The 23128-nt window shown below is 35.2% G+C and carries 19 protein-coding genes, 1 tRNA gene and 1 pseudogene; 13 read left to right on the forward strand and 8 right to left on the reverse strand.

The window, feature by feature from the left end; all coding sequences use genetic code 11:
- Positions 1 to 409: 409 nt before the first annotated feature.
- The gene (locus T420_RS0101970) at positions 410 to 1642 is read right to left on the reverse strand and encodes a porin (protein ID WP_013544755.1); all 1233 of its coding nucleotides are present in this window, start codon (positions 1640 to 1642) and stop codon (positions 410 to 412) included.
- A gap of 297 nt (positions 1643 to 1939) precedes the next feature.
- Here T420_RS0101970 and T420_RS0101975 point away from each other — a divergent pair.
- Positions 1940 to 2030: transfer RNA gene (locus tag T420_RS0101975), tRNA-Ser, on the forward strand.
- 343 nt (positions 2031 to 2373) lie between these two features.
- Here the strand turns inward: T420_RS0101975 and T420_RS0101985 are convergent.
- From T420_RS0101985 to T420_RS0102005, 5 genes are all read right to left on the reverse strand, one after another.
- On the reverse strand, positions 2374 to 3168 hold the full coding sequence (locus tag T420_RS0101985; RefSeq protein ID WP_013544757.1) for a heme ABC transporter ATP-binding protein: 795 nt from the start codon (positions 3166 to 3168) through the stop codon (positions 2374 to 2376).
- Positions 3165 to 4262 (reverse strand): FecCD family ABC transporter permease, encoded by a 1098-nt coding sequence (locus T420_RS0101990; RefSeq protein ID WP_013544758.1) that lies wholly within the window; start codon positions 4260 to 4262, stop codon positions 3165 to 3167. The genes T420_RS0101985 and T420_RS0101990 overlap by 4 nt, the downstream gene beginning before the upstream one ends.
- Positions 4263 to 4268: 6 nt before the next feature.
- Positions 4269 to 5171: a heme/hemin ABC transporter substrate-binding protein gene (locus T420_RS0101995; protein WP_026501096.1), complete on the reverse strand. Its 903-nt coding sequence runs from the start codon at positions 5169 to 5171 to the stop codon at positions 4269 to 4271.
- Positions 5172 to 5185: 14 nt separating this feature from the next.
- A complete protein-coding gene (locus T420_RS0102000; RefSeq protein ID WP_013544760.1) occupies positions 5186 to 6229 on the reverse strand; it encodes a hemin-degrading factor in 1044 nt (347 codons plus the stop codon).
- 258 nt (positions 6230 to 6487) lie between these two features.
- Complete coding sequence (locus T420_RS0102005) at positions 6488 to 8689, reverse strand: TonB-dependent hemoglobin/transferrin/lactoferrin family receptor (protein WP_026501097.1); 2202 nt, start codon at positions 8687 to 8689, stop codon at positions 6488 to 6490.
- A gap of 258 nt (positions 8690 to 8947) precedes the next feature.
- On the opposite strand from T420_RS0102005, the gene T420_RS0102010 reads away from it, so the two are divergent.
- The 6 genes from T420_RS0102010 (at position 8948) to T420_RS07120 (ending at position 14820) form a co-directional block, all read left to right on the forward strand.
- Positions 8948 to 9706 carry an energy transducer TonB family protein gene (locus T420_RS0102010; RefSeq protein WP_013544761.1) on the forward strand — a complete coding sequence of 253 codons (759 nt, stop codon included), beginning with the start codon at positions 8948 to 8950 and terminating at the stop codon, positions 9704 to 9706.
- A gap of 712 nt (positions 9707 to 10418) precedes the next feature.
- A complete protein-coding gene (locus T420_RS0102015; protein WP_013544762.1) occupies positions 10419 to 11057 on the forward strand; it encodes a ribonuclease HII in 639 nt (212 codons plus the stop codon).
- Positions 11057 to 12019 (forward strand): L-threonylcarbamoyladenylate synthase, encoded by a 963-nt coding sequence (locus T420_RS0102020; protein ID WP_013544763.1) that lies wholly within the window; start codon positions 11057 to 11059, stop codon positions 12017 to 12019. Before T420_RS0102015 ends, T420_RS0102020 begins: the two co-directional genes overlap by 1 nt.
- Positions 12020 to 12021: 2 nt before the next feature.
- Positions 12022 to 13431 carry an FAD-binding oxidoreductase gene (locus T420_RS0102025; RefSeq protein ID WP_013544764.1) on the forward strand — a complete coding sequence of 470 codons (1410 nt, stop codon included), beginning with the start codon at positions 12022 to 12024 and terminating at the stop codon, positions 13429 to 13431.
- 147 nt (positions 13432 to 13578) lie between these two features.
- Positions 13579 to 14109: a DUF6101 family protein gene (locus tag T420_RS0102030; protein WP_013544765.1), complete on the forward strand. Its 531-nt coding sequence runs from the start codon at positions 13579 to 13581 to the stop codon at positions 14107 to 14109.
- Positions 14110 to 14247: 138 nt separating this feature from the next.
- Complete coding sequence (locus T420_RS07120) at positions 14248 to 14820, forward strand: YcxB family protein (RefSeq protein WP_155914826.1); 573 nt, start codon at positions 14248 to 14250, stop codon at positions 14818 to 14820.
- Here the strand turns inward: T420_RS07120 and purD are convergent.
- The gene (gene purD / locus T420_RS0102040) at positions 14804 to 16078 is read right to left on the reverse strand and encodes a phosphoribosylamine--glycine ligase (RefSeq protein ID WP_013544767.1); all 1275 of its coding nucleotides are present in this window, start codon (positions 16076 to 16078) and stop codon (positions 14804 to 14806) included. The two genes, T420_RS07120 and purD, sit on opposite strands and share 17 nt — an antisense overlap.
- A 90-nt stretch (positions 16079 to 16168) precedes the next feature.
- On the opposite strand from purD, the gene ubiA reads away from it, so the two are divergent.
- Entirely contained in the window at positions 16169 to 17176 is a 1008-nt protein-coding gene (gene ubiA, locus T420_RS0102045) for a 4-hydroxybenzoate octaprenyltransferase (protein ID WP_013544768.1), read from the forward strand.
- An 87-nt stretch (positions 17177 to 17263) separates the two neighbouring features.
- Here the strand turns inward: ubiA and pdxH are convergent, their stop codons facing one another.
- On the reverse strand, positions 17264 to 17887 hold the full coding sequence (gene pdxH / locus T420_RS0102050; protein ID WP_013544769.1) for a pyridoxamine 5'-phosphate oxidase: 624 nt from the start codon (positions 17885 to 17887) through the stop codon (positions 17264 to 17266).
- 319 nt (positions 17888 to 18206) lie between these two features.
- Between pdxH and T420_RS0102055 the strand changes: the two genes are divergently transcribed.
- From T420_RS0102055 to T420_RS0102075, 5 genes and pseudogenes are all read left to right on the forward strand, one after another.
- Positions 18207 to 19097: a DnaJ C-terminal domain-containing protein gene (locus T420_RS0102055; RefSeq protein WP_013544770.1), complete on the forward strand. Its 891-nt coding sequence runs from the start codon at positions 18207 to 18209 to the stop codon at positions 19095 to 19097.
- Positions 19098 to 19228: 131 nt separating this feature from the next.
- Positions 19229 to 20047, forward strand: coding sequence for an enoyl-ACP reductase FabI (gene fabI / locus T420_RS0102060; RefSeq protein ID WP_013544771.1), 819 nt, complete (start codon positions 19229 to 19231; stop codon positions 20045 to 20047).
- Positions 20048 to 20211: 164 nt separating this feature from the next.
- Positions 20212 to 21326, forward strand: a pseudogene (gene aroC, locus T420_RS06860) (chorismate synthase).
- Positions 21316 to 22434 (forward strand): 3,4-dihydroxy-2-butanone-4-phosphate synthase, encoded by a 1119-nt coding sequence (ribB, locus tag T420_RS0102070; protein WP_013544773.1) that lies wholly within the window; start codon positions 21316 to 21318, stop codon positions 22432 to 22434. Before aroC ends, ribB begins: the two are co-directional and overlap by 11 nt.
- Before the next feature lie 7 nt (positions 22435 to 22441).
- Positions 22442 to 22696 (forward strand): exodeoxyribonuclease VII small subunit, encoded by a 255-nt coding sequence (locus T420_RS0102075; RefSeq protein WP_013544774.1) that lies wholly within the window; start codon positions 22442 to 22444, stop codon positions 22694 to 22696.
- Positions 22697 to 23128 lie beyond the last annotated feature (432 nt).

Consider the following 23128-nt stretch of genomic DNA (forward strand, 5'->3'; position numbering starts at 1 on the left):
TCTGTATATGTACTCCACTCCCGGTCAGAGCATTTATTTGTGCAGTTATGATCAGCTGAAATGCTGATAATGTCAATTGCAAAGATATATTTTGAATAATTCTGGAATGTTTTTTTTAATGGGATCAAGACACTATTGTAAGTAACCAACCTATAATATTAAAAAAATAGCATAAGTAAAAATATATTCTTATGACTTAATTCATAAGCGATTTATTGATAGAAAAAATATAGCTCTATTACTATTAGAGCACTTAATAATATATGTAATGAAGTTATTATTTTATAGACAACTATCAATGAATTCAAGATTATAAGATATTTTGTGATTATGACAGATGTCGTCAAAAAAAACAAAGGAAACTAGTAACTTCAAGCTACCAGTTTCTATAAGCACAATTTTAAAGAGATTAGAATGAACGTTGGAAACGAATCATACTTTGCAAAGCACTTCTTCCATTCAACGCATTGTTGTAGCTTTTTATATTATTTTCTTTACTTTTAAAAGTACGGTCATCTTTCCAAGAAATATAAGTTATTTCAGGTGTAATAATAAATCCTGGAACCAGTTTATATGCAACATTAACGGATGTTGCGAAAGTTTTTATAGCGCTATAGGATACTTGAGCATTCAAATTTGCTTTTGGAGTGATTTTGTAAGTTGCACCACCCCATGCTGCCCACTTACCACCCCAATTTGCGTAGATGGTCGTATTTTGGCGCGACAATACATTATTAGTACCTACTGTATCTACTATATAGTAATCTAAGTTATTTTTATAACCTCCCATTGCCCAAAGATTCAAATTATTATTAACATTAAAATCTACACGTGCCTTACCAGCCCATTTTTTGTAGTAAGCATCATAAGCAATAACAGTTGAAACACCACCCCATTTTTGCATAAATTTCATGCCAAATAAGATATTAGGGTTGTAGTCTTTTGTTTGTTTACTGGGAAGATCAGTATCATCAACACGAACAATTTTGCTATCTTTATCGATATAATAGTAGTTGATATTCTCACCAGCACTTGTTTTAAGAGAAGGGCCTGAAGCGTTACCCAATTCGACTCCTATAATAGCTGAAAAACCGGAATCAGCATTAAAAGTGTAAGAAATAACATTAGTACGTATATCACCTGCTGGTGCTATGCTGTCATCATTCATAACTTTACCATAACCACCGGTCCAACTATTGAAGATTGTTTCGTCGAGACCTACACGAAAACCACCAAGTTCAATATAAGCAGCACGAAGTTGTCCACCAGAACTATCCTTTCCTTTACTCCATTGTGAACGAATTGCTGCGTATGAACGAAGTGTTCCTAATTCAGTTTCAGAAGCAGCTTGGAAAATAAGGGTTAAGCGTGAAGTTGTGCGATAAGTTTTTTGACTATTTGCTAAATCTGCATCGGTTTTCGCATCAATATTATCACCACCTGCAACATCAGCGCGGACATTACCAGAGACACGAATACACGTTTCTGTTCCAGGAATATAGAAATACCCTGAGCCGTATGCATCACAAGCACGTACATATTCTATAGGTTCTGGCTTTGCTGTAATGGCTGAAGCTGCTTGAGCTTCAAGAATTCCAGAAAGAACCAATGTAGAGCTTAAAAGGAAGGTTTTAATATTCATAAATGATCTCCAGTTGGGTTATTATAATGTGTATAATATGTCTGCTTAATAAAAAATACGAGGGAACTAAACACAACATTACATAATGTTAACTATACAAATCTTTATTTGGAGATACAAATATGAAATAATCTTGTTAAAAGTGATTCATACACTATTTAAGTTTTTGTGATAAAAAAGCAACATTCTTCCATTATTTTTTTGATCTAGTTAATTAGAACTAAAATTTCAGATATTTTTGAAAAAAATCGAAAATATCTTGAATTTTTTACTGATACTGTTTATGCAACCTTAGTTGGAGAGGTGGCCGAGTGGTCGAAGGCGCTCCCCTGCTAAGGGAGTAGAGCTCAAAAGGCTCTCGAGAGTTCGAATCTCTTCCTCTCCGCCATTTATAAACATAGTATATTTTTATGTTTTTTAAGCTTAAAACAGGTATAATTAAGATCTGAAAATAGGACTTTTGTTTCTATAAAGCGTTTTTTTTTAATTTCAACTTTCTTCATTTAATTTTTTTAAAGCTCTACTATAGAAAAAAGCCGTAAATGAAGTATCATTAATTTCATGGCTAAATGATGAGCTAATAAATTTGAGTGTAAAATGCCAAATTGCTCTACAGAATACAGAAATAGCTATAATAAAAAAACAATTTTATTTGAAAAAGTTTATTGGAAAGCTTTGACTTTCGGATTAAATCAAGCCTTTTCTCAGAAAAAGATGTTGTATTATATGTGTTATAAATGAGATGCTGTTTGTGGTAGTATGAAAGGAATGTTTTTTTTAGGTATTTCAGAAACCCTGAGCGAGCAATGATAAGCTTTACGCAGATTTTCTGTTGTTAAAACAGTGGAAGCATCTCCTTCACAATAAATTTTTCCTTGTTTTAATAATATCATTTTATCTGCATAATGAGCAGCAAGATTGAGATCATGTAGAACAGCAAGAACACCACCACCACAATGAGAAAAATTTTTTATAATATTCATGACAATAAGCTGATGTTGTATATCAAGGTTGGCAATAGGTTCATCTAATATTAGCCAACGAGCAACTCCATTATAAACGGGATCCCATATTTGGCAAAGTACACGAGCAAGTTGGACTCTAGCTTGTTCACCACCAGATAATTGATGATAATATCGGTTTCCATAGTCTGCTAAACCAACACGTTTTAAGGCTTTTTGGGGGAGGCTTTTTAATTGAGCTTCTGTGATGTTAACTTGGTTGATAGAAAGACCAAGTCTTACCACTTCATGAACCAAAAATGGAAATGCTAGTGTCGTTGATTGGGGCAAAACTGCACGTATCATTGCCATTTTATTAGCTTGTGTTTTTTTGATATCATGGCCATTCAGAGTCATTTTGCCATTATAAGGAATTTCTCCACTAAGTGCTTTTATAAAGGTACTTTTTCCAGATCCATTTGGACCAATAATGATAGTGAGAGCCCCACTTTTAGCTTGAAGATGAACATGATTAAGAATATATGTCTTCCCGCGTTGAATACAGATATTAATTGCCTCAATCATGAAAAATTTATCCCTCGTTGGTGTATAAGGATCCAAAGGAAAAAAGGCGCACCAAAAAGTGCTGTGACAATTCCAATGGGTAATTCTGCTGGAGCAATAATACAACGCGCAAAGGTATCAGAAAAAGTGAGTAATGTTGCTCCTAAGAGAGCAGAACAGGGAATGAGATAGCGGTGATCAGGACCAATAAGCAGACGTAAAATATGTGGAACAACAATACCAATAAAACCAATACCACCACTGACAGCAACTGCCCCTCCACACATGAGAGCGACAAGTAAAACAGCAATATTTTTAATCCGTTGAATATGAAAACCAATATGTTGAGCGATAGCTTCTCCCAGTGCGAGTGCATTAAGCGCATGTGATAAAAAGGGAGAAAAAAGCAGACCAATCCAAACAATAGGTAAGATAAGGCCAACTTTTAACCATGTGGCACCCGAAAGAGAACCAAGATTCCAAAAAGTAATATCACGCAATTGTTGATCATTGGCAGTAAAAATTAAACTTCCAACGATAGCGCTACTGAGAGCACTAAGAGCAATACCTGCAAGAAGCATTGTTGCAATAGAAGTAAAACTTTGTCGTGTTGCTATTACATAGAGAACTATTGTTGATAAAAGACCACCCAAAAATGCACCTATGACAATTTTGTAAGATTCCAGAAGAGGAATAAAAAAAGGTGGGAAGGAAATACCAATAACAATGGCTAATACAGCTCCGAGACTCGCACCTGCTGATACACCTACGATTCCAGGATCTGCAAGAGGATTACGAAAGAGTCCTTGCATAATAACGCCAGAAACAGCAAGAGTTGCACCAACCAATGAACTTAAGATAATACGGGGTAGTCTTATATCGATAAGTATAAGATAATCATATGTCTTACTACCTACTGAAAAATCTTGTGTAAGAATTACATGAATGAGATTAATGAGAGAAGCATTTGATGCACCACTGAATAGCGCGCTAAAAATACTGAAGATAAGGATCGCTATTAAACTTAATAGTGCAATTTTTCCTCGATTGGTGGGTTTTTCTTTCGTATTTTCTATTATTTCAGATATATGCGCTGTAGAAATATTCTCAACCATTTTCTCTCAACTTTTGCCATTTTGTTCTGTGCTATAAAGCATATTAATAAGTTCTTTTGATGCGTCTGCGGTGCGTGGACCAAAACCTAAAAAATACATGGCATCTATTTGTTTAATGGCATGATTTTGAGCTGCAGGTGTTCCTTGAATTGCTGGTATAGCTAAAATTGTATCAATTTTAGTTGAATTTCCACTGTGATTTACAAACAAGATGAAATCAGGATTTGATTTTAATAACGATTCATTATTTAAAAGTTTGTATCCTTTATAATCAGAAATGGCATTTATACCTCCTGAAAGTTTTATCATACTGTCAGCTGCAGTATCTGTTCCAGATACCATAACGCTTCCGTTTTGTACTGAAAAAATGAAAAGAACGCGTTTTGGGTTAGTTATTTTTGTTAAAAGTTTATCATTATTCATAAAATTACGGTTCAATTTTTCAATCAGTTCAGTTGCTTGAACTTCTCGATGTAGAGCTTTACCAACAAGGCGAATTTTTTCTATGACACTTTCACGAGAAAAGTTTTCTGGTATGATTACGAGAGGGATTGATGTTTTTTTGAGAACATCAATTGTTGAAGGAGGACCGCTTCCTTCAATAAGTAATATACCTTCTGGAGAAAGAGATAAAATACTTTCAGGTGAAAGATTACGCATATATCCAAGTTCAGGAAGTTTGAGTGCAGCTTGTGGATAGATACTTGTACTGTCACGGGCTACAAGTTGATCTTGAGCCCCTAATGCATAAACAGTTTCTGTAAGAGCGCCACCAACAGAAACAATTCGTGCATTTTCAGGAAAACTTGTTGTGGGTTCAGCAATTACTTGTCTAGAAAAACAAGTAAAGGAGAACAACAAACACAAAAGAAAAAGGCTTGATATTTTATGCAAAACAGGTATCAACATCTAAGTCTTATCCTTTAAGTAACCTTTATTTCTTGGTATAAAGGCAAATCATTCAATAGAGAACGCCAATTTTCACATTCTTTTTGACCTTCTTTTCGCATGCCAAAGAATTGAACAATCATTTCACCATTTTGATCAAAAACTTCAAGAGAACTGACATAACCCTCGCTTATAGGTTTACGAACATGCCATACTTTGTTAACGCCAGAAACAAGCATATGTAAATGAAATTTTTCATCGAGAATATTGAGCCAAGGTCCCATTTGTTTAATATTTTTAATTTGCCCACTGAAAATTTGGATGCAGCCTTTATTGCCAACAAAACACATAATTGGTATTTCTTGTTGAACGGCTTTGTTCAACATAATTTCAATAGATTCTAAACTTAATTCATCAGTAAACTCGTTTCCAGCGTGTTTTACAGCATCATGTCGACCAATTTTAAATTCGGCAGTAATTTCATGGAGCTGATGCACATCAGTCATTTTTCTCCAACGGTCACGAAATTTCTCAATATCCAAATTTTTTGTATCATATTGTATAGGTGCAGGAGTAGGAAGAATATCAAGAGCAGATGATTGATCTTCATGGAGCAATTTTTCAATAAGTGCATTCCATTGTTCTATATTTGTCATATCTTTAGAATAGACTTTAAAAATAGCGGTACCGTATTGATCAAAAAATTGTAGGCTCTTTGTAGGTTTTCCAAAAACCATCATTTCATATTCAAAACCAAATTCCCATTTTTTGGGGAAAATACGCAAATCAATTTCTCCAAATGTCATAGGGATATATTCATTCAGAATAATTTTTTCAAAACATCCTGTTTTTTCATGAACGGCATATTCATTGCGTGTTAATGCCATGACGGTTTCAACTTTAGGAGCATTTTCAAGGAGAATAGGAATGTCAACTTTTAATCTTTTTGCTTTCCCGATTGTACGATAAGCTGCGATGAATTCTGCTTCAGATATACCAATCGAAGTAGCAAAATCACGATTGCGCATATCTTTTTTTTCTTCACGCAGTTTAATAATCATTTCAGCTGTATAAGACATAGACTTTCCTTACTTTATTTAGAGTCAATTTTACTTCATCCTAAAAAACTACGCTGAGCCATTGTAAACAATGACCCAGCCTGCCAAATAAATAAATTGCTACTATTAATAATAAAAAAAATTGAATCTGATAAATTAAAAATATTTATAATCCTTTTCTCAATTTTTAGATTAGAATCAAGTAAGGATTAAAACGCAATAACATACCCTTTTCTCAATTATGATTTCCTCAATAGTTTAAAGACTTGACAGCAATAGTTAAAATTTTTGCACATACGATACCTTAAAGTTACGACCAGGCTGACTGAAATAATCTTTTGGTGGTAGTGGTTGACGTTTAGGTATAGGAGAAGGAGAAGGCAGATCAGTTGCATTCCAATATTTTTGGTCAAAAAGATTATAAATACCAGCTCTTATAACTGGACCTTTTTCACCGAAAGGTTTCCACCAACCCAATATATCAACTACACCATAACCTGGAACTTTAGCGTAATCAGAATCTCCTTCCACTTTATCACGCTTAGCAGCTAAAGTAAGTACAACATCTGTTCCCCAAATTTCTTTCTCATATCCTAATCCAAAAACTGTTTTAAAAGCTGGGATTGAGTTAAGATATTCATCTTTATCGAGATCTTTTCCTTCTACATAAGCAAGGGAAACATTACTGTAAAAACCATTCATCAAGGTGAAATGTGCTTTCGTTTCGACACCAGAAACACGCACATGTGCACGGTTTATATAATGTTTGCGAGCATATATAAATTCTTGTGAAGGCCCCTTATCTATAACATCAATAAAGTTCTTATATTCATTGGTGAAAACACTGAAAGAACCATTAAAATGCATATTTTTGTATTGTAAACCAATATCATATCCATTACTAGTTTCTGGTTTAAGATTAGGATTTCCAATCATATAATAAAAAGAAGGTTTGATAAAGGTTAAGTAAAGCTCCGAAACACTCGGCGCACGAAAAGCCTGTGCCCATTGAGTATAAAATAATACTTGATTATTAGCATCCCATTCCATCCGTATTTTGGGAGAAAAATGTGAGCTACTATTTTCTTTAGGCATTATTCTGGAACCTAATGCTTTTTCAAAAGCAGGTGTCTTTTGAGGGATATGTTTATACCAATCATAACGTATTCCAGGGATAAAACGAATATCATTGTTAGAAAAACCAATTTCGTCTTCGAAAGCCAAACCAAAACCGTGGCTATTTGTATCAGGTGCATCTGATTTGTTCGTACCTAGGAATACACATCCACGCTCATTTCCTCTTAAATGACAATTATCTTTACCCGATGCATATTGATGAAATTTAGAAGCAAAAACATTTGTAGCAAACTTTAACTTATGATTTACAGAACCAATATCAAGTTTTTTAAAACTATGAGCATTAAAGCCATAACCAGTATTGCGCATAAAGTTATCTCTTAAATAATCTCCTTTTGGTGCTTGTATACGATACCCATTTAAGGTGTGATTATTTGATTGTTTTTGCCAATAAAATTGCCCATGAAATGCATCAAAAGTAGCATCTCCATTGCCGTTATAATCATAGGAGACAGAAAAACGTTTACGGTGTGTGTGTTTCTCATTGTAAACAGATTTTGGCAAAAATATTTCAGTTGAAGTATTCAATGAATGAGTTTCTTTATTGTAAGCAAAGCGCTCTGCTGTAAAGCCAAGCCGATGATTATCATTAAGATATTGATGGACTTTAAAAAGCAAATTATTTTTATCAAAGTCAGCAGGATTTTCACGTGTGCGCTTATCTCCATAACTCTCTACAGTACCCATGTTTTTACGTTGATGACCTTCTGTACGAGAACCCTGAAAAAGCAATAAGATTTGATTCGCACGCACTGCAAAAGCTTGATCTACGTGCCAACTTTTATCAACAGAATTGTAGCTTCCTTTTGTAAGGGCACCCCAGTTTTTTTCTTTTGTGAGGAGGTCTTCAGGATTAAGAGTGCGCAATGCAATAATCCCACCTAGTGCACCAGAACCATGAATACTAGAATCCGAACCACGAACAATATCAATTGTAGAAAGTGAATTAAAGGTAAATGCGGAACTTCCACCTTTAATACCACGTACCCCATCATTAAGCCATGGAAGAGGAATACCATCCATCGTTGTTAAAACACGATTGGAATTTAGACCACGAATTATAAAACTATTATTATCTGTACTATAGTTTATAGAGGGATTAAGATGGTTGACATCGTAAATATCATTTATTTGTTTTTTATCAATATTTTGAACAGTTTCACGATCAGTCAAGACCGTCGCTTTATTCAAAGGATTTTCTATTTTTTTTTCAATTACAATTGGCTTAAGTTTAGTTATAAAATCCTTATCGTTGTTTTGTGCAAAAACAAATGAAGGCATGTAAACTGATAATAGCATAGATAAAGTTACATATCTTTTATAGACATTTCGTTTTATTCGCATAGTTCACCATAATTTTTCTTAAAAACACCCCCTCTATACCTAAATACTTTAAGTTATCACATGCTAAAACATTCGCCTTACTAATTACACAATCTGATTACATAATTAATGAGTCAAATATAATTGTGATTCATAATATCAACGCGATAATATTAAACATGATAAAAATCGTCAAGAAAAAAGTTGCGCTTTGAGGACAGCCTCTTTTAATAGAACTGGGCATCAACTATTTAGCTTAGAATGGTGGTGGAGGAGATTATGAAGGGTGCAAGTATTTGGCGGATATCAGCTCTTTGGATAGGTGCTTTTGGGGGTGCTCTTGCTTTACATATTGGAATAGGAGCGCAACTTTATTTTAAAAGTATTTATATGAATGATATTGTATTTCCACCGATGGTTATGCTGCTTGTTGAGCCAGAAATTATGCATCCTAATGTCAATGCAGATTCTGAGATATTAGAGCTTGGTGTTTTAAAGCAAGAAGAAATATTAAAGTCGGAGCTTAGTAAAGTTCACCCAGAGGAGCACGAGATTGCAGAAGAGCTTGAGTCTATCGTAGAAAAAAGTAATTTTACAGTGCTGAAACCTTTGGAAAAATCTTCTCCATCAAAAATAAATCGTAAAGTTTTTATACAAAAGCAATTATCAACACTAAATGTTACAGCGAAGAAAATTAATGTAAAAAAAGCGCACTCATTTACTGCGAGTAGGGATAATAATACAGCGTTGTTTGATAATGCGTTATCAGGACAGTGGTTAGCAAAGGTGCAAGCGCAATTAGAAAAACAAAAAAATTATATTGTGGGACAGCGTATTAGTAGTGTGCAGGGAGTCGTGCAGTTAGAATTTAAGGTGAGCGAGCAAGGCGATATTTTTGCGAGCCGTATTATGCTTTCTTCTGGTAATCAGGAACTTGATTGGTTGGCTATGATGACACTTAAACGTGTTGACATTTTTCCTCCACCACCACGTGAAATGGTGGATAAAACTATTAGGGTATCTTTGATCTTTAGCTAAATCCAAATAAAGAGAAAATTACTATACAAAATTAAACCTTAGTATTGTATCCAGGGTCTTTTCGGGGGGTAAGATCAAAGTTGATGCTGTTCGTAACTATGTTAAAGAACGAAAGTAACTGATTTCATAATAGTTCCTGTTAGATTTATAGAGATAATAAGCTTACAGCACTGCCAGTATTTTTGATTATACTACGTTATTAATTTATACTACGTTATTAATAATGTTCACATCTATAAATATCTACATAAGCTTTTATGGAAAAGATAAAGTTGTTTAGAACACCAAAGCTAGGGTTTATGATAAAATGAGGTTTGTAGCAAAGCTCGAGTTGATAAAAATTAAGTTTATAACAATGCCAAGATTTATGAAACTATGATTACTTTTAAAAAGTGTAAGTTACTCGATCAAAAAACTAATGAGCTTATTATCTTGTAATTTTTGTTAAGATTGAAAGATAAACTGAAATCTATGTGTATATTTTTTCACAATGGAAAGAGATAGAGGAGGTGAGTAAAGAAAAGGGAAGTAATTACTTTTGAAAGTAAAACTATTTTTCTGTGTACGAAAATAAGCAGTGCATTTATATAAAAAATTGAGGTGAACTATTTAATTGTTATGCAGCGTGATGATAATTTACTATAGGGCTTGCAGAAAATGGGTAGTGATGCAAAAATGGATGTATATTTTTTCATATTCGTGATTGTCAGATATGTTTAATGTACCATTTCAGCCAAATTTTTCATATGAATTGGATTTGCAAAAAAAAGGGTTCTTTTATATAGCAGGTGTTGATGAAGTTGGGCGTGGGCCTTTAGCTGGTCCTGTGGTAACAGCAGCAGTTGTTTTAGATAAAGACTGTATTCCTGAAGGCGTGAATGATTCAAAAAAACTCTCTAGCCAACAGCGTAATAAACTTTATTATGAAATTTTACAAAATGCATTGGCGATTTCGGTTGCTAGTATTTGTGCTCGGACGATTGATAAGTCTGATATTAGAAAAGCAACTTTAGAAGCAATGAGGCGTTGTATTTCAGGTCTTGCCATTTCAGCGCATTATGCATTGATTGATGGGCGTGATGTTCCTCCTAATCTGCCGTGTCCTGCAATTGCTTTGATTAAAGGTGATCAGTCTTCGGTTTCAATTGCGGCGGCATCTATTATTGCTAAAGTGATGCGTGATAGGATGATGCAATACGCTGGACAAGTTTATCAAAATTATGGTTTAGAGAAGCATGTAGGTTATGCAACGGCAGCACATCGTGCAGCTATCGATAAGTATGGACCTATTGTAAGATTACATCGTTATAGTTTTTCTCCTCTTAAAGAACGCTATAAGGATAGTATTTAATGATGATTCTACCACTTAATAGTGAGGCAATAAAGCAAGCAGTTACGATTCTTCAACAAGGGAAGTTGGTAGCTTTACCGACAGAAACTGTTTATGGATTAGCTGGTGATGCGACAGATGGAAAGGCAGTAGCTTCTATTTTTTCTACAAAAGGACGCCCACCATTTAATCCTCTTATTGTTCATGTAAGTGACATAGTTATGGCAGAATGTTATGTGGAAATTGATTTGCTTTCACGTCGATTAATGGAAGCATTTTGGCCAGGGCCCTTAACAGTGGTTCTGCCATTAAAGGTTCATCATAATATTCATCCTTTAACAACTGCTGGTCTTAATACGTTGGCTGTTCGCTTTCCAAGAGGTGGTTTTGCGGAAATTGTTCGGCATTTTGGCCGTCCTTTGGCTGCGCCTAGTGCTAATCAATCAGGAAAATTGAGTCCTACTTCAGCTACATCTGTATTTACGTCTTTAGGAACATCAGTTCCTTTAATTATTGATGGTGGAGATTCAAAAATAGGGCTTGAATCAACGATTATTAAGATTTGTGATGAAAATGTTTATATATTGCGTCCGGGAGGATTAGCTATTGAAGAAATTGAAAGAGTGGCAAAGAAGTCTGTAAAACGTTTGGATCAGCAAGTTGCAATTGAAGCTCCAGGGATGTTAAGGTCACATTATGCCCCTGATACTTCTGTACGTTTAAATGTAAAAAGGGTGGAAAGCGGTGAAGCACTTTTAGCATTTGGACCTAAACGTATTGAAGGTTTTGAAAATGCTATTGCTGTTCTAAATCTTAGTGAAACAGGTCGGTTAGAAGAAGCAGCATTCCATTTATTTCAATATATGCAGGAATTGGATTCACTTAAAGTAAAATGCATTGCAGTGGAACCTATCCCATTTTATGGATTGGGGGAAGCTATTAATGATCGTTTAACACGTGCTGCAGCTCCAAAAGGGAAATAAAAATGGAGCAAGATTTGATTGAGTCTTTTAGAAGTATTGTCGGTTCCGAGTATGCTATAACAGATCAGGCATTGATTACACCATATTTATTTGAAAATCGTCGACTTTTTCATGGAAAAACGCCATTACTTTTACGGCCATCTTCCACAAAAGAGGTATCATTGATTATGCATTTGGCTAGTCAAACGTGCACGCCGATTGTTCCTCAAGGAGGAAATACTGGTCTTGTAGGTGCTCAGCAGCCAGATGATAGTGGGCACAGTGTTATTTTATCTATGGAACGTTTGAATAAGATTCGATCATTGGATCTTAAGGGTAATTTTGCTTTAGTAGAGGCTGGAGTTGTTTTACAAACATTACAAAAAAAAGCTGATGAAATGAATCGTTTTTTTCCTCTTTCTTTGGCTTCTGAAGAATCTTGTCAGATAGGAGGAAACCTATCTTCTAATGCAGGAGGAACGGCGGTTTTAGCTTATGGTAATATGCGTGACCTTTGTCTTGGTTTAGAAGTCGTTTTACCTGATGGACGTATTTTGGATGATTTGCGATTTGTTAAGAAAGATAATAGCGGTTATAATCTGAAAGACCTTTTTATAGGTGCGGAAGGGACTTTGGGGGTTATTACCGCGGCAGTTTTGAAGCTTTTTCCAAAACCAGAAGGGCAAGAAGTTGCTCTTGTAGGCTTAGATAGTCCAGCGAAAGTTGTAGAGCTTTTGTCTCTTGCTCAATGCTATGGTGGGACATTGTTGACTGGTTTTGAGCTTATGGGGAAACTTAGTTTTCAAATGGCTTTAGATTATAAGATGTGTATCCGATCTCCTTTTGATCATGAGCATGAATGGTATGTTTTGATTAGTATGTCATCATCACGAAGTGGCAATGATGCATTATCAGCGTTGCATGTTATTTTAGAAATGGCTTTAAAGAATTTTATTATTGATGATGCAGTTGTTGCAAAATCATTAAAACAGCAAGATTTTTTTTGGCAATTGCGTGAAAGTATATCACCTGCACAGAAATTAGCAGGAGGATCTATTAAACATGATATTGCTGTACCTATTGCTTCCATTCCTGATTTTATTGCTGAGTCTGCCCTTATTGTTGAAGAAATGATTCCAGGTGCACGGGTAGTTTGTTTCGGGCATGTCGGTGATGGGAATCTTCATTATAATATTACACAGCCAATTGGAGCGGATACTGAAGCATTTTTAAAATTATGGCCGAAAATAACCCATCGTATTCATTGTTTAGCAATGCAATATCAGGGTACATTTTCTGCTGAACATGGAATTGGCCAACTTAAACGAGAAGAATTACGTAATTTTAAATCACCTGTTTCATTAGAAATTATGCAAGAGATTAAAAAAATATTTGATCCTTTAGGAATTATGAATCCTGGAAAAATATTATGATTCCAGAAGAATAAATATTTTTGTACATTCTTATTTAGAATTTAATAACCAAAAAGAAACTAAATTTTTTATATAACTTTGTTAATAATCCAATGAGGAAAATCTACTAGATTGTATGTTTTATTAAAAAAATTGGGAACAGTGTATATGGCTAATCAATGCTTTAATCAGGCAAAGGCGGTGCTTGAATTTCGACTAGATCCGTGCCATTTGCCACAAATGACGACATATTTTGTATCAAAAACGGGCAATCAGATAATTTGTTCGTTAAATGAACGTGGTGTTTTTTTAAAATTTGGTGCTTCCTCAAGTTTATCACGTTTGATCCCAGCTCACCATTTTAGGGGGATTGCAGCACGTATAGTAGATACTTTCTCAGGTGGGAAAGCGATAAAATTAGAGCTATTCCATGTAGATGAGGAGATTTGTATTCCACTTTTAGTTTCTAGAAAATTAAATAATGTTTTTCTGGATTGGCGATTATGGGCGCAGATTTACAATCTTCCTATGCTTATGATTGATGAATATAATAGCATTATCAAGGTTCAAGATCGTTCTGTTTTACATCAATTTTTTCACAGGGTATCATCTTATTCTGTACAGAAACGTTTTTTACTTCGTTGTAATGATTCATTAGGTTTACGTTTGGTGATTGATAATCAGACTGCGTTACAGTGAGGTATATGTTAATTTTTTTTATGTTGTGTGATCATGTGTATTGATTTCATTTGCGTTTTGCCTTTTTATCAATGATAATTAAATTCCTATCTAATAGAAATAGAAAAGAATTTTACATATTTGAAGCATTCAGAAAAAATGAAAATGCGTGTGCTTGTCTTCAAACTTGATAAAGAGAAGGCAATAGAAGCGCAAAAAGCACATGGCCGTCGTTATATCAGAAGATTGAGAACATTTTTAAATTTATTAATATTGTGGCTGATGTGTGTTTTTATTTATTGTGGTTTTCTCATCATGATTGAAGGCCAAAATTGGGCGCATTATTGGGGAAAGTCTTTTATCAAAACGGTTTGCATTTATGCTGCAATTATTTGTATTATTTGGGCATTGAATTATTATGTTTTAGTGACACATAAAGCGCATCGATTGGTGAAAAGTAATCAACAAATAGGCCTTAAACAAATATGGCAATGGGATGATCATGCGCTTGCGATTCGAAATTCTTATATACACGGTACTTATCCTTTTCGTTTGTTTTATGATTGGCATGAGTACCCAAATTTTATTGCACTTTACATTTCAGAGGAAAAATTTAATATTCTTCCTAAAGCTATTATGACTAAAGAACAATTAGCCGATTTACGCACTATTCTATCACGTGAAATTACGAGTCCTAGAAAAAAAATCAAGAAATCTAATTTTCCCGCATGATGGCGCGCCATCCAATATCACGGCGTACAAAACCTTGTGGCCAATCAATATAGTCGACTGCTTCATAAGCGCGTTTTTGAGCGAGCTTTATGGTTTTTCCTATTGCTGTTATATTTAAAACACGTCCGCTATTAGCAATTAATTCCCCATTGCGTAAGGCTGTACCAGCTTGAAAAACTTTTACATTAGGGAGAGAGTTTACTTTATCAATATTGCGAATCACACTGCCTTTTTGAGGAGAAACAGGATAGCCATTAGCGGCCATAACAACTGTTAAAGCAGTTTCTTCAGACCATTGAAGATTTTTCTTTTGAAGATTTCCTTGAGCAGCTGAAAGAAAAAGCGGAAGAATATCATCTTTTAGACGCATCATTAAAACTTGACATTCAGGATCACCGAATCGCACATTAAATTCAATTAATTGGGGACCTTTTTGTGTTATCATCAATCCAACGAAGAGAATACCTTTAAAATATATATCCATTTCAGCCATACCGCGTAGAGCTGGTATAACAATTTCTTTGAGAGTACGGTTAACCATTTCTTCTGTCATTATAGGAGCTGGTGAATAGGCACCCATGCCACCTGTATTAACTCCCGTGTCACCATCACCAACACGTTTATGATCTTGTGCAGATCCAAAGGGGATAGCTATTTTGCCATCACAAAGGCAAAAAAAACTTGCTTCTTCTCCTTCTAGAAAAGCTTCAACAACGACTTCTTTGCCTGCATCGCCGAATGTACCTTCAAAACAGGCATCAATTGCATCAAAGGCTTCTTCTATTGTCATAGCAACCACAACACCTTTACCGGCAGCTAAGCCATCAGCTTTAATAACTATAGGAATACCTTGTTGATGAATATAAGATTTAGCTTTCGAAGCATTATCGAATCGTTGATAGGGAGCTGTAGGAATGTTATTTCTATAACACAAGTCTTTTGTAAAACCTTTTGAGCCTTCTAGCTGAGTAGCTTTTTGATTCGGTCCGAATACACAAATATGAGCAGCATTAAGAGCATCTGTTATACCCGCCACTAATGGAGCTTCTGGACCGACAACTGCAAGATCAATGGCATTTTTTTTACAAAAATTAATGACACTACAATGATCATCAATGTCCAAATCGATATTTTCACCAAATTCCATTGTTGCAGGATTTCCAGGAGTACAATATAATTTCGTTAGCAGTGGTGACGCTGCTATTTTCCATGCTAAAGCATGTTCTCGTCCACCTGATCCTATAAGAAGAACGTTCATTACTTGCTCCTATCATAAAAGATGGTTAAATTGATTGTCTGTCATAAGAATGAAATGTTTCTATCGCAAGTATAAAAGTAAAATCATTTAATGAAAAAAAGTAAAGATATTTTGCATATTCAATCCTATGAAAAGCAGGGACGAGTTATAGATGCAGCTCCAAAACAGTGGGTTTACGATTTGCTTCCTTGTTCTTTATGGTTATATGCTCAATTAGCACGATGGGATAGGCCTATTGGGTGGAAGTTATTGATGTGGCCTTGTTTTTGGTCAACAACTATGGCTATTTTTTCTTGTGAAATGTCACAATTATCTCTTTTGTCGATTATCATTAATTGGGTTTGGTATCTTTTTTTATTTTTCCTAGGCTCCATAGCTATGCGGGGTGCTGGCTGTACATGGAATGATCTTGTTGATCAAGAAATTGATTCTCAAATAGAACGGACACGTTCTCGTCCATTGCCTACGGGGCAAGTAAGTCGGTTTCAAGCAAAAGTTTTCATATTAATACAATGTGTTATAGGTTTAGGTGTTTTATTGCAATTTAATGTATTTACCTTTTTTTTAGGTCTTTCATCATTGGTAGCAGTTGCACTTTATCCTTTTATGAAACGTATCACAAATTGGCCGCAATTCTTTTTAGGTATTGCATTTAATTGGGGAGCATTAATGGGATGGGCTGCTGTGCATGGGAGTTTAAGTTCGGCGCCAATAGTGCTTTATATAGGTTCAATTCTGTGGACGATAGGGTATGATACAATTTATGCTCACCAAGATAAAGACGATGATGTGATTGTTGGTGTTCGTTCTACAGCACTTCTCTTTGGGAAAAGAACTAAATATGCATTGGCAATTTTATATAGTGGTTTTGTAATATTAACCAGCTTAGCATTTTATTTGGCGCAAGTCCCCATTCTGAGTTTTTTAGGGATTTTTATTGCAGCTGTCCATATGTTTATACAAATTAAAGTTATTGATATCGACAATGGTTTACAATGTTTACAGCTTTTCAAGTCTAATTCGTTTGTTGGTTTTTTGATCTTTGCAGGTTTGATATGTGGAGGAATTTCGATGATATTATACTCTGTGATTTCGTGACATTATAGAAATATTAATATATAATGTTATTGAGACGGAAATTCATTATAATATAGAAGAAAACGTATTACTTTAAAGACTTGAAAATCATGGATAGAGTTTTTGCTTTTTCCAATTGTTTTGCTGAATAGAATCTCGTGTAAAGAGTAGGCGATCATGTAAACGAAATGGACGATCGCACCAGAATTCAATAGAAAAAGGGTTGACACAGAAACCAGACCAATAAGGTGGGCGTGGGATGTTTCCTACAGCATAGCGTGCAGTATATTCAGTGACTGCTTTTTCAAGAACAGAACGGTTTTCTAATATTTGAGATTGTTTAGATGCCCATGCACCAATTTGGCTTCCACGTGGACGTGATTGAAAATATGCATCTGCTTCTTCAGGACTGACTTTTTCAATGCTTCCTCTGATTCTAACTTGACGACGAAGTGATTTCCAGTGAAAGCCTAACGATGCTTTCATTGATGCTAAAATTTCTTGTCCTTTGCAACTTTCGTAGTTTGTATAGAAAGTAAATCCTTTAGGACTAAAATCTTTGAGAAGAACCATGCGAACATTAGGTAATCCTGTTACATCTACTGTTGCTAAAGCCATAGCATTGGGGTCGTTGATTTCGCTTATTATTGCTTCTTCAAGCCAGCGTGTAAAAAGTACGAAGGGTTCTTGTATTGGAACAAAATTATCATTTGTTTGTTTTGTGTTGTTCATAATGGACTTGTATCAATTAGCGTGAATGAAAGATTGTCTGGTTCGTTTTTTCTAATGATGATAAAAGGTTGTTCTTTTTTATTTTGAAAAATTAATAATATTACATGTTTTTATCATGATTTTTCAATGATGCTAATTTTAGTGTGGGCTGTAATACATTACATTGGATATAAAAAATATTTATTCCATATGGTATTTTCATTTCTTCATAAACATATAGATAAAGTAAAAATTACTTTAGATAGATTGATTCAAAAATAAAGATACTAACAATATACCGGTTGATATTAAAAAATGGCAAAGCTGGAAAGAGGACAATATGCGTGATCCCTATACGGTTCTAGGTGTGGCGCGCACTGCAAAACCGCAAGAGATTAAATCTGCATTCAGAAAATTAGCGAAGAAATATCACCCAGATCATAATATGGGTGATGCGAAAGCTAAAGAAAAGTTTGCTGAAGTGAATCAAGCCTATGAAATTATAGGAGATAAAGATAAAAAGATACAATTTGATCGCGGCGAAATTGATGCAGAAGGAAAACCGATTCATAAAACTTATAATGCTGGAGGACATTTTAGAGATGGACATAATCCTTTTTCGGGAGGCGCAAGAGGGGGCGATTTTGGTTTTTCAGGTGGTGTAGATTTTGATGCAAGCGATATTTTTCGTGATTTATTTGGAAGAGGGAGAAATTTTTCGAATTCTACACAATATAATCAGTCTCAACAAGGCGCCCATATTCGTACAAGTATTTCAGTAACCTTAGAGCAGATGGTTGGTGCAGAAAAGGTGGAAACAATTTTTCCTAATGGAAAAAAATTAAAAATTAAACTACCAACTTATATTGAGGACGGACAAACTATTCGTTTAAAAGGGCAGGGAGAAAAAGTACCATATGGGCGATCAGGAGATGCTTTGGTAACTGTTCAAATTCAGAAACATTCTCGTTTGCGGGTTGAAGGAAGGGCACTTCATCTTGATTTGCCAGTTCCTCTTAAACACGCTGTTTTGGGATCAAAAGAAGAAGTTCAGACATTAGAAGGGCGTGTTGTTGTAACAATTCCCGCATGGTCAAGTTCTGATCGTGTTTTACGGTTAAAAGGAAAAGGGCTTCATTTAAAAAACGGAGAAAGAGATGATCTTTATGTGCATGTTCGTATCATGTTACCAGAAGCAGACCCTGCATTAGAACAGTTTTTTCAAATGTAGAAAAGTTAAAATTTCTTATGATACAAAATATAGTTTTAATTTGATTTTTAACCAACTGCTTGAAGAAAAAGTTTACCTGTGCCATAGGCAAGTGAATAATATTAATTTCTAGTTGCGATGAGGCAATGCTAATGGCTAATAGTAATGATTTATTATGCGGTAAGCGTGGTCTAATTTTGGGGTTAGCCAATAATCGATCTATCGCTTGGGGGATAACTAAAGCAGCTAGTGCTGCAGGGGCAGAGCTTGCTTTTACCTATCAAGGTGAGGCACTGAAGAGGCGTGTTGAGCCTTTGGCCGAGGAAGTAAAAGGGATTGTTTGCGGTCATTGTGATGTGTCTGATAGTGCATCTATTGATTCAGTCTTTAGTGAAATAGAGAGAAGATGGGGTAAGCTTGATTTTTTAGTTCATGCTATTGGTTTTTCTAACAAAGATGAATTAAGTGGTCGTTATATTGATGTCAGCGAATCAAATTTTATGATGACAATGAATATTTCCGTTTATTCTTTGACAGCTCTTACGCAGCGTGCAGAAAAATTGATGCCAGATGGTGGTTCAATTTTAACACTGACTTATTATGGTGCTGAGAAAGTTGTGCCTAACTATAATGTGATGGGGGTTGCTAAGGCTGCTCTTGAGGCTAGCGTAAAATATTTAGCTGTAGATTTAGGACCGAAGAATATTCGTGTTAATGCCTTGTCAGCAGGTCCTATAAAAACATTGGCTGCTTCTGGTATTGGTGACTTTCGTTATATTCTTAAATGGAATGAGTATAATGCTCCTTTACGTCGTACAGTGACAATAGAAGAGGTCGGTGATTCCGCGCTATACTTTCTTTCGGATTTATCTCGTTCTGTTACGGGAGAGGTGCACCATGTGGATTCAGGGTATAATATTATAGGCATGAAGGCTGTTGATGCACCAGATATTTCTGTTGTTAAAGAGTAGGGTTTGCTTGATAAATTTTATTTTGTCAGAAACACTTTGACTAAAGTTGAAACGGTCAATAATAGCCTTGGTGAGATGATATAGCGTGTAGCTCAACGCACTATGGCTATGTGTATTTTTAAACTATAGTTGCGTGTATTTGAAGAAAAAATGGGACTGTTTCCATGTCGCATAATACATTTGGTCATTTGTTTCGTGTGACAACATGGGGTGAGAGTCATGGAGTTTCTGTTGGGTGTGTTATTGATGGTTGTCCTCGAGGGATTTCTTTCACTCTTGCAGAAATTCAAGCATATCTTGATAAACGTCGACCAGGACAGTCAAAATATACAACACGACGTCAAGAATTAGATCAAGTAGAGATCCTCTCAGGAGTTGTAACTCAAGGTGATAGTGCAACATTAGTAACAACAGGAACACCAGTTTCAATTCTTATCCGGAATACGAATCAACGATCAGAGGATTATGATGCAGTTGTTCATCATTATCGTCCAGGTCATGCAGATTTTACATATGATGTTAAATATGGAATTCGTGATTATCGTGGTGGTGGGCATGCTTCAGTGCGCGAAACAGTAGCACGTGTTGCGGCAGGTGCTTTTGCACGCAAAGTTGTTCCTGGTTTGATTGTACGGGGCGCTGTGATAGCGATTGGCCCTCATCATATTAATCGTAGTCGATGGAATTGGTCAGAGATTGATAATAATTCTTTTTTTACACCTGATGCTGAAGCAGCATGCGTTTTCGCTAAGTATATGGATAAATTACTTAAAGATGGATCGTCCGCTGGTGCTGTTGTTGAGATTATTGCAGAAAATGTTCCACCAGGGTTAGGAGCACCTATTTATGCAAAACTTGATCAAGACATTGCATCATTTTTAATGTCAATTAATGCAATTAAAGGTGTTGAAATTGGTGATGGTTTTGCTGCTGCTCTTTTGACAGGTAAAGAGAATGTAGATGAAATGCGAGTGGGAAGTGATGAAAAACCACTGTTTTATTTAATCATGCTGGAGGCATTATAGGTGGAATATCAAATGGACAACCGATTGTTGTTCGTTTTGCAGTTAAGCCCACATCATCGATCTTAGCCTCCTGTCATTCAATTGATGTTGATGGCAACAACGTAGATGTTATAACAAAGGGGCGCTATGATCGATGTGTTGGGATTCGTGCTGTTCCTGTTGGTGAAGCAATGGTTGCTTGTGCTATTGCTGATCATTATCTGAGGAATCGCGGTCAAGTTGGTTGTATAGGAAGGAAAAGCAATGGTTTATAATCAGAAAAAAGTTGTTTCTGCTATTCAGGCTTTTGAACGCGGTGAAATTGTTGTGGTTATGGATGACGATGATCGTGAAAATGAAGGCGATTTAATCGTTGCTGCTATCCATTGTACAGAAGAAAAAATGGCATTTATCATGCGCTATACATCGGGTATTATTTGTACGCCCTTACCAAAGGAGGAAGCACAACGATTGAATTTAACTCCTATGGTGTCAGATAATGATTCAATGTACTGTACTAAGTTTACTGTTACTGTTGATTTTAAATATGGAATAACAACAGGGATTTCAGCGCATGACCGTACATTAGCAGTGCGTAATCTTGCTAATCCAAATGCTAATGCTAATGATTTTGTGCGTCCGGGGCATATTTTTCCTTTAATTGCACATGAAGGTGGTGTTTTGATGCGGTCAGGACATACTGAGGCTGCAGTTGATTTATGTAAATTATCTGGTTTGCCACCGGTTGGTGTTATTGGTGAATTAGTCAATGATGATGGGAGTGTCAAACATGGAGATGAGGTTATAAAATTTGCACAGGATCATCAGTTGCATACCATAACAGTTGCTGATCTTATTGCTTATCGCCGGCGTAAAGAGACGCTAATAAAACATGTCGGAGAAATGCAAATTGAAACATCTGTAGGGCCAGCTGTGGTCCAAAGTTATCAACTTCCTTGGGAAACAGTTCAGCATGTTGCGATTGTTTTTGGTGATATCCGTGATGGTGAGGATATTCCGGTACGTTTGCACCGTGAAAACATTTTGAATGATGTTTTTGGTCGAGCGTCAAATATTGAAGTTATTATGCGTCGTATGATAGAAGAAGAGAAACGCGGTGTATTTGTTTATCTGCGAGGAGGTTCTGTTGGTGTTGGTTGTCAATCAGCTATTAATGATCAGGAAATAACAACAAAAGATTTAGAAAGTCATATTCAGGCGATTGAACGTGAAAAAGAGTGGCGCCAAATTGGTTTAGGAGCGCAAATTTTGAGACATTTAGGGATTAGTTCTGTTATTGTCTACGCTTCTAAAGAACGTCATTATGTTGGTTTAGAAGGTTTTGGAATTCGTATATCTAGAACAGATATAGATATATTGTGAGGATTACATGAAACAAGAAGAAAACAAAGGAGATATTGCTACGTTGAGTTTTGAGGAAGCACTTAAGCAACTTGAAGCGATCGTCGAAAATTTAGAACGTGGAGATGTTCCTTTAGAGCAATCGATTGATATTTATGAACGTGGTGAAGCTCTTAAAAATCATTGCGATAGATTACTAAAAGTAGCTGAAGCTAAAGTTGAAAAAATTCAACTTTCAGGTGAGGGGAAACCGGAAGGTGTAGAACCACTGGATCCTGAATGATATAAGTAATTTTTTTGTTTTATTAAGCGCAAGAAGTACAAAAAACTTATGTGAAACAGATTTTATTAATCTCATTTCTTAACATAAATGAGTCAAAAGGGTTTGTATGAATCCTCAAAACATATGCTTATAATTGTAATTATATCAATTAATTATCACTCATTGTTTTTATCAATATTGTTCTTTTTTCTTTATAATAAGTGATTGATAAAAACGTTATTATGATTATGCAGTGTATAGACTGTTATGATGAGAATTCTTTACACTTCATTGAATATTCACATACATGATGATATCTACATTATTATTTATTTTTTTATATTCTGTTCATACATAGCAATTTTTTATAAAGAACCAGCAATTGAAACACTTGTTAAGTTAAGGTATGGATTCTAAAAAGATATCAAAAGAACAAAATAACATAATTATTGC

It is taken from the genome of Bartonella clarridgeiae ATCC 51734 (assembly GCF_000518185.1).
GTDB lineage: Bacteria > Pseudomonadota > Alphaproteobacteria > Rhizobiales > Rhizobiaceae > Bartonella > Bartonella clarridgeiae.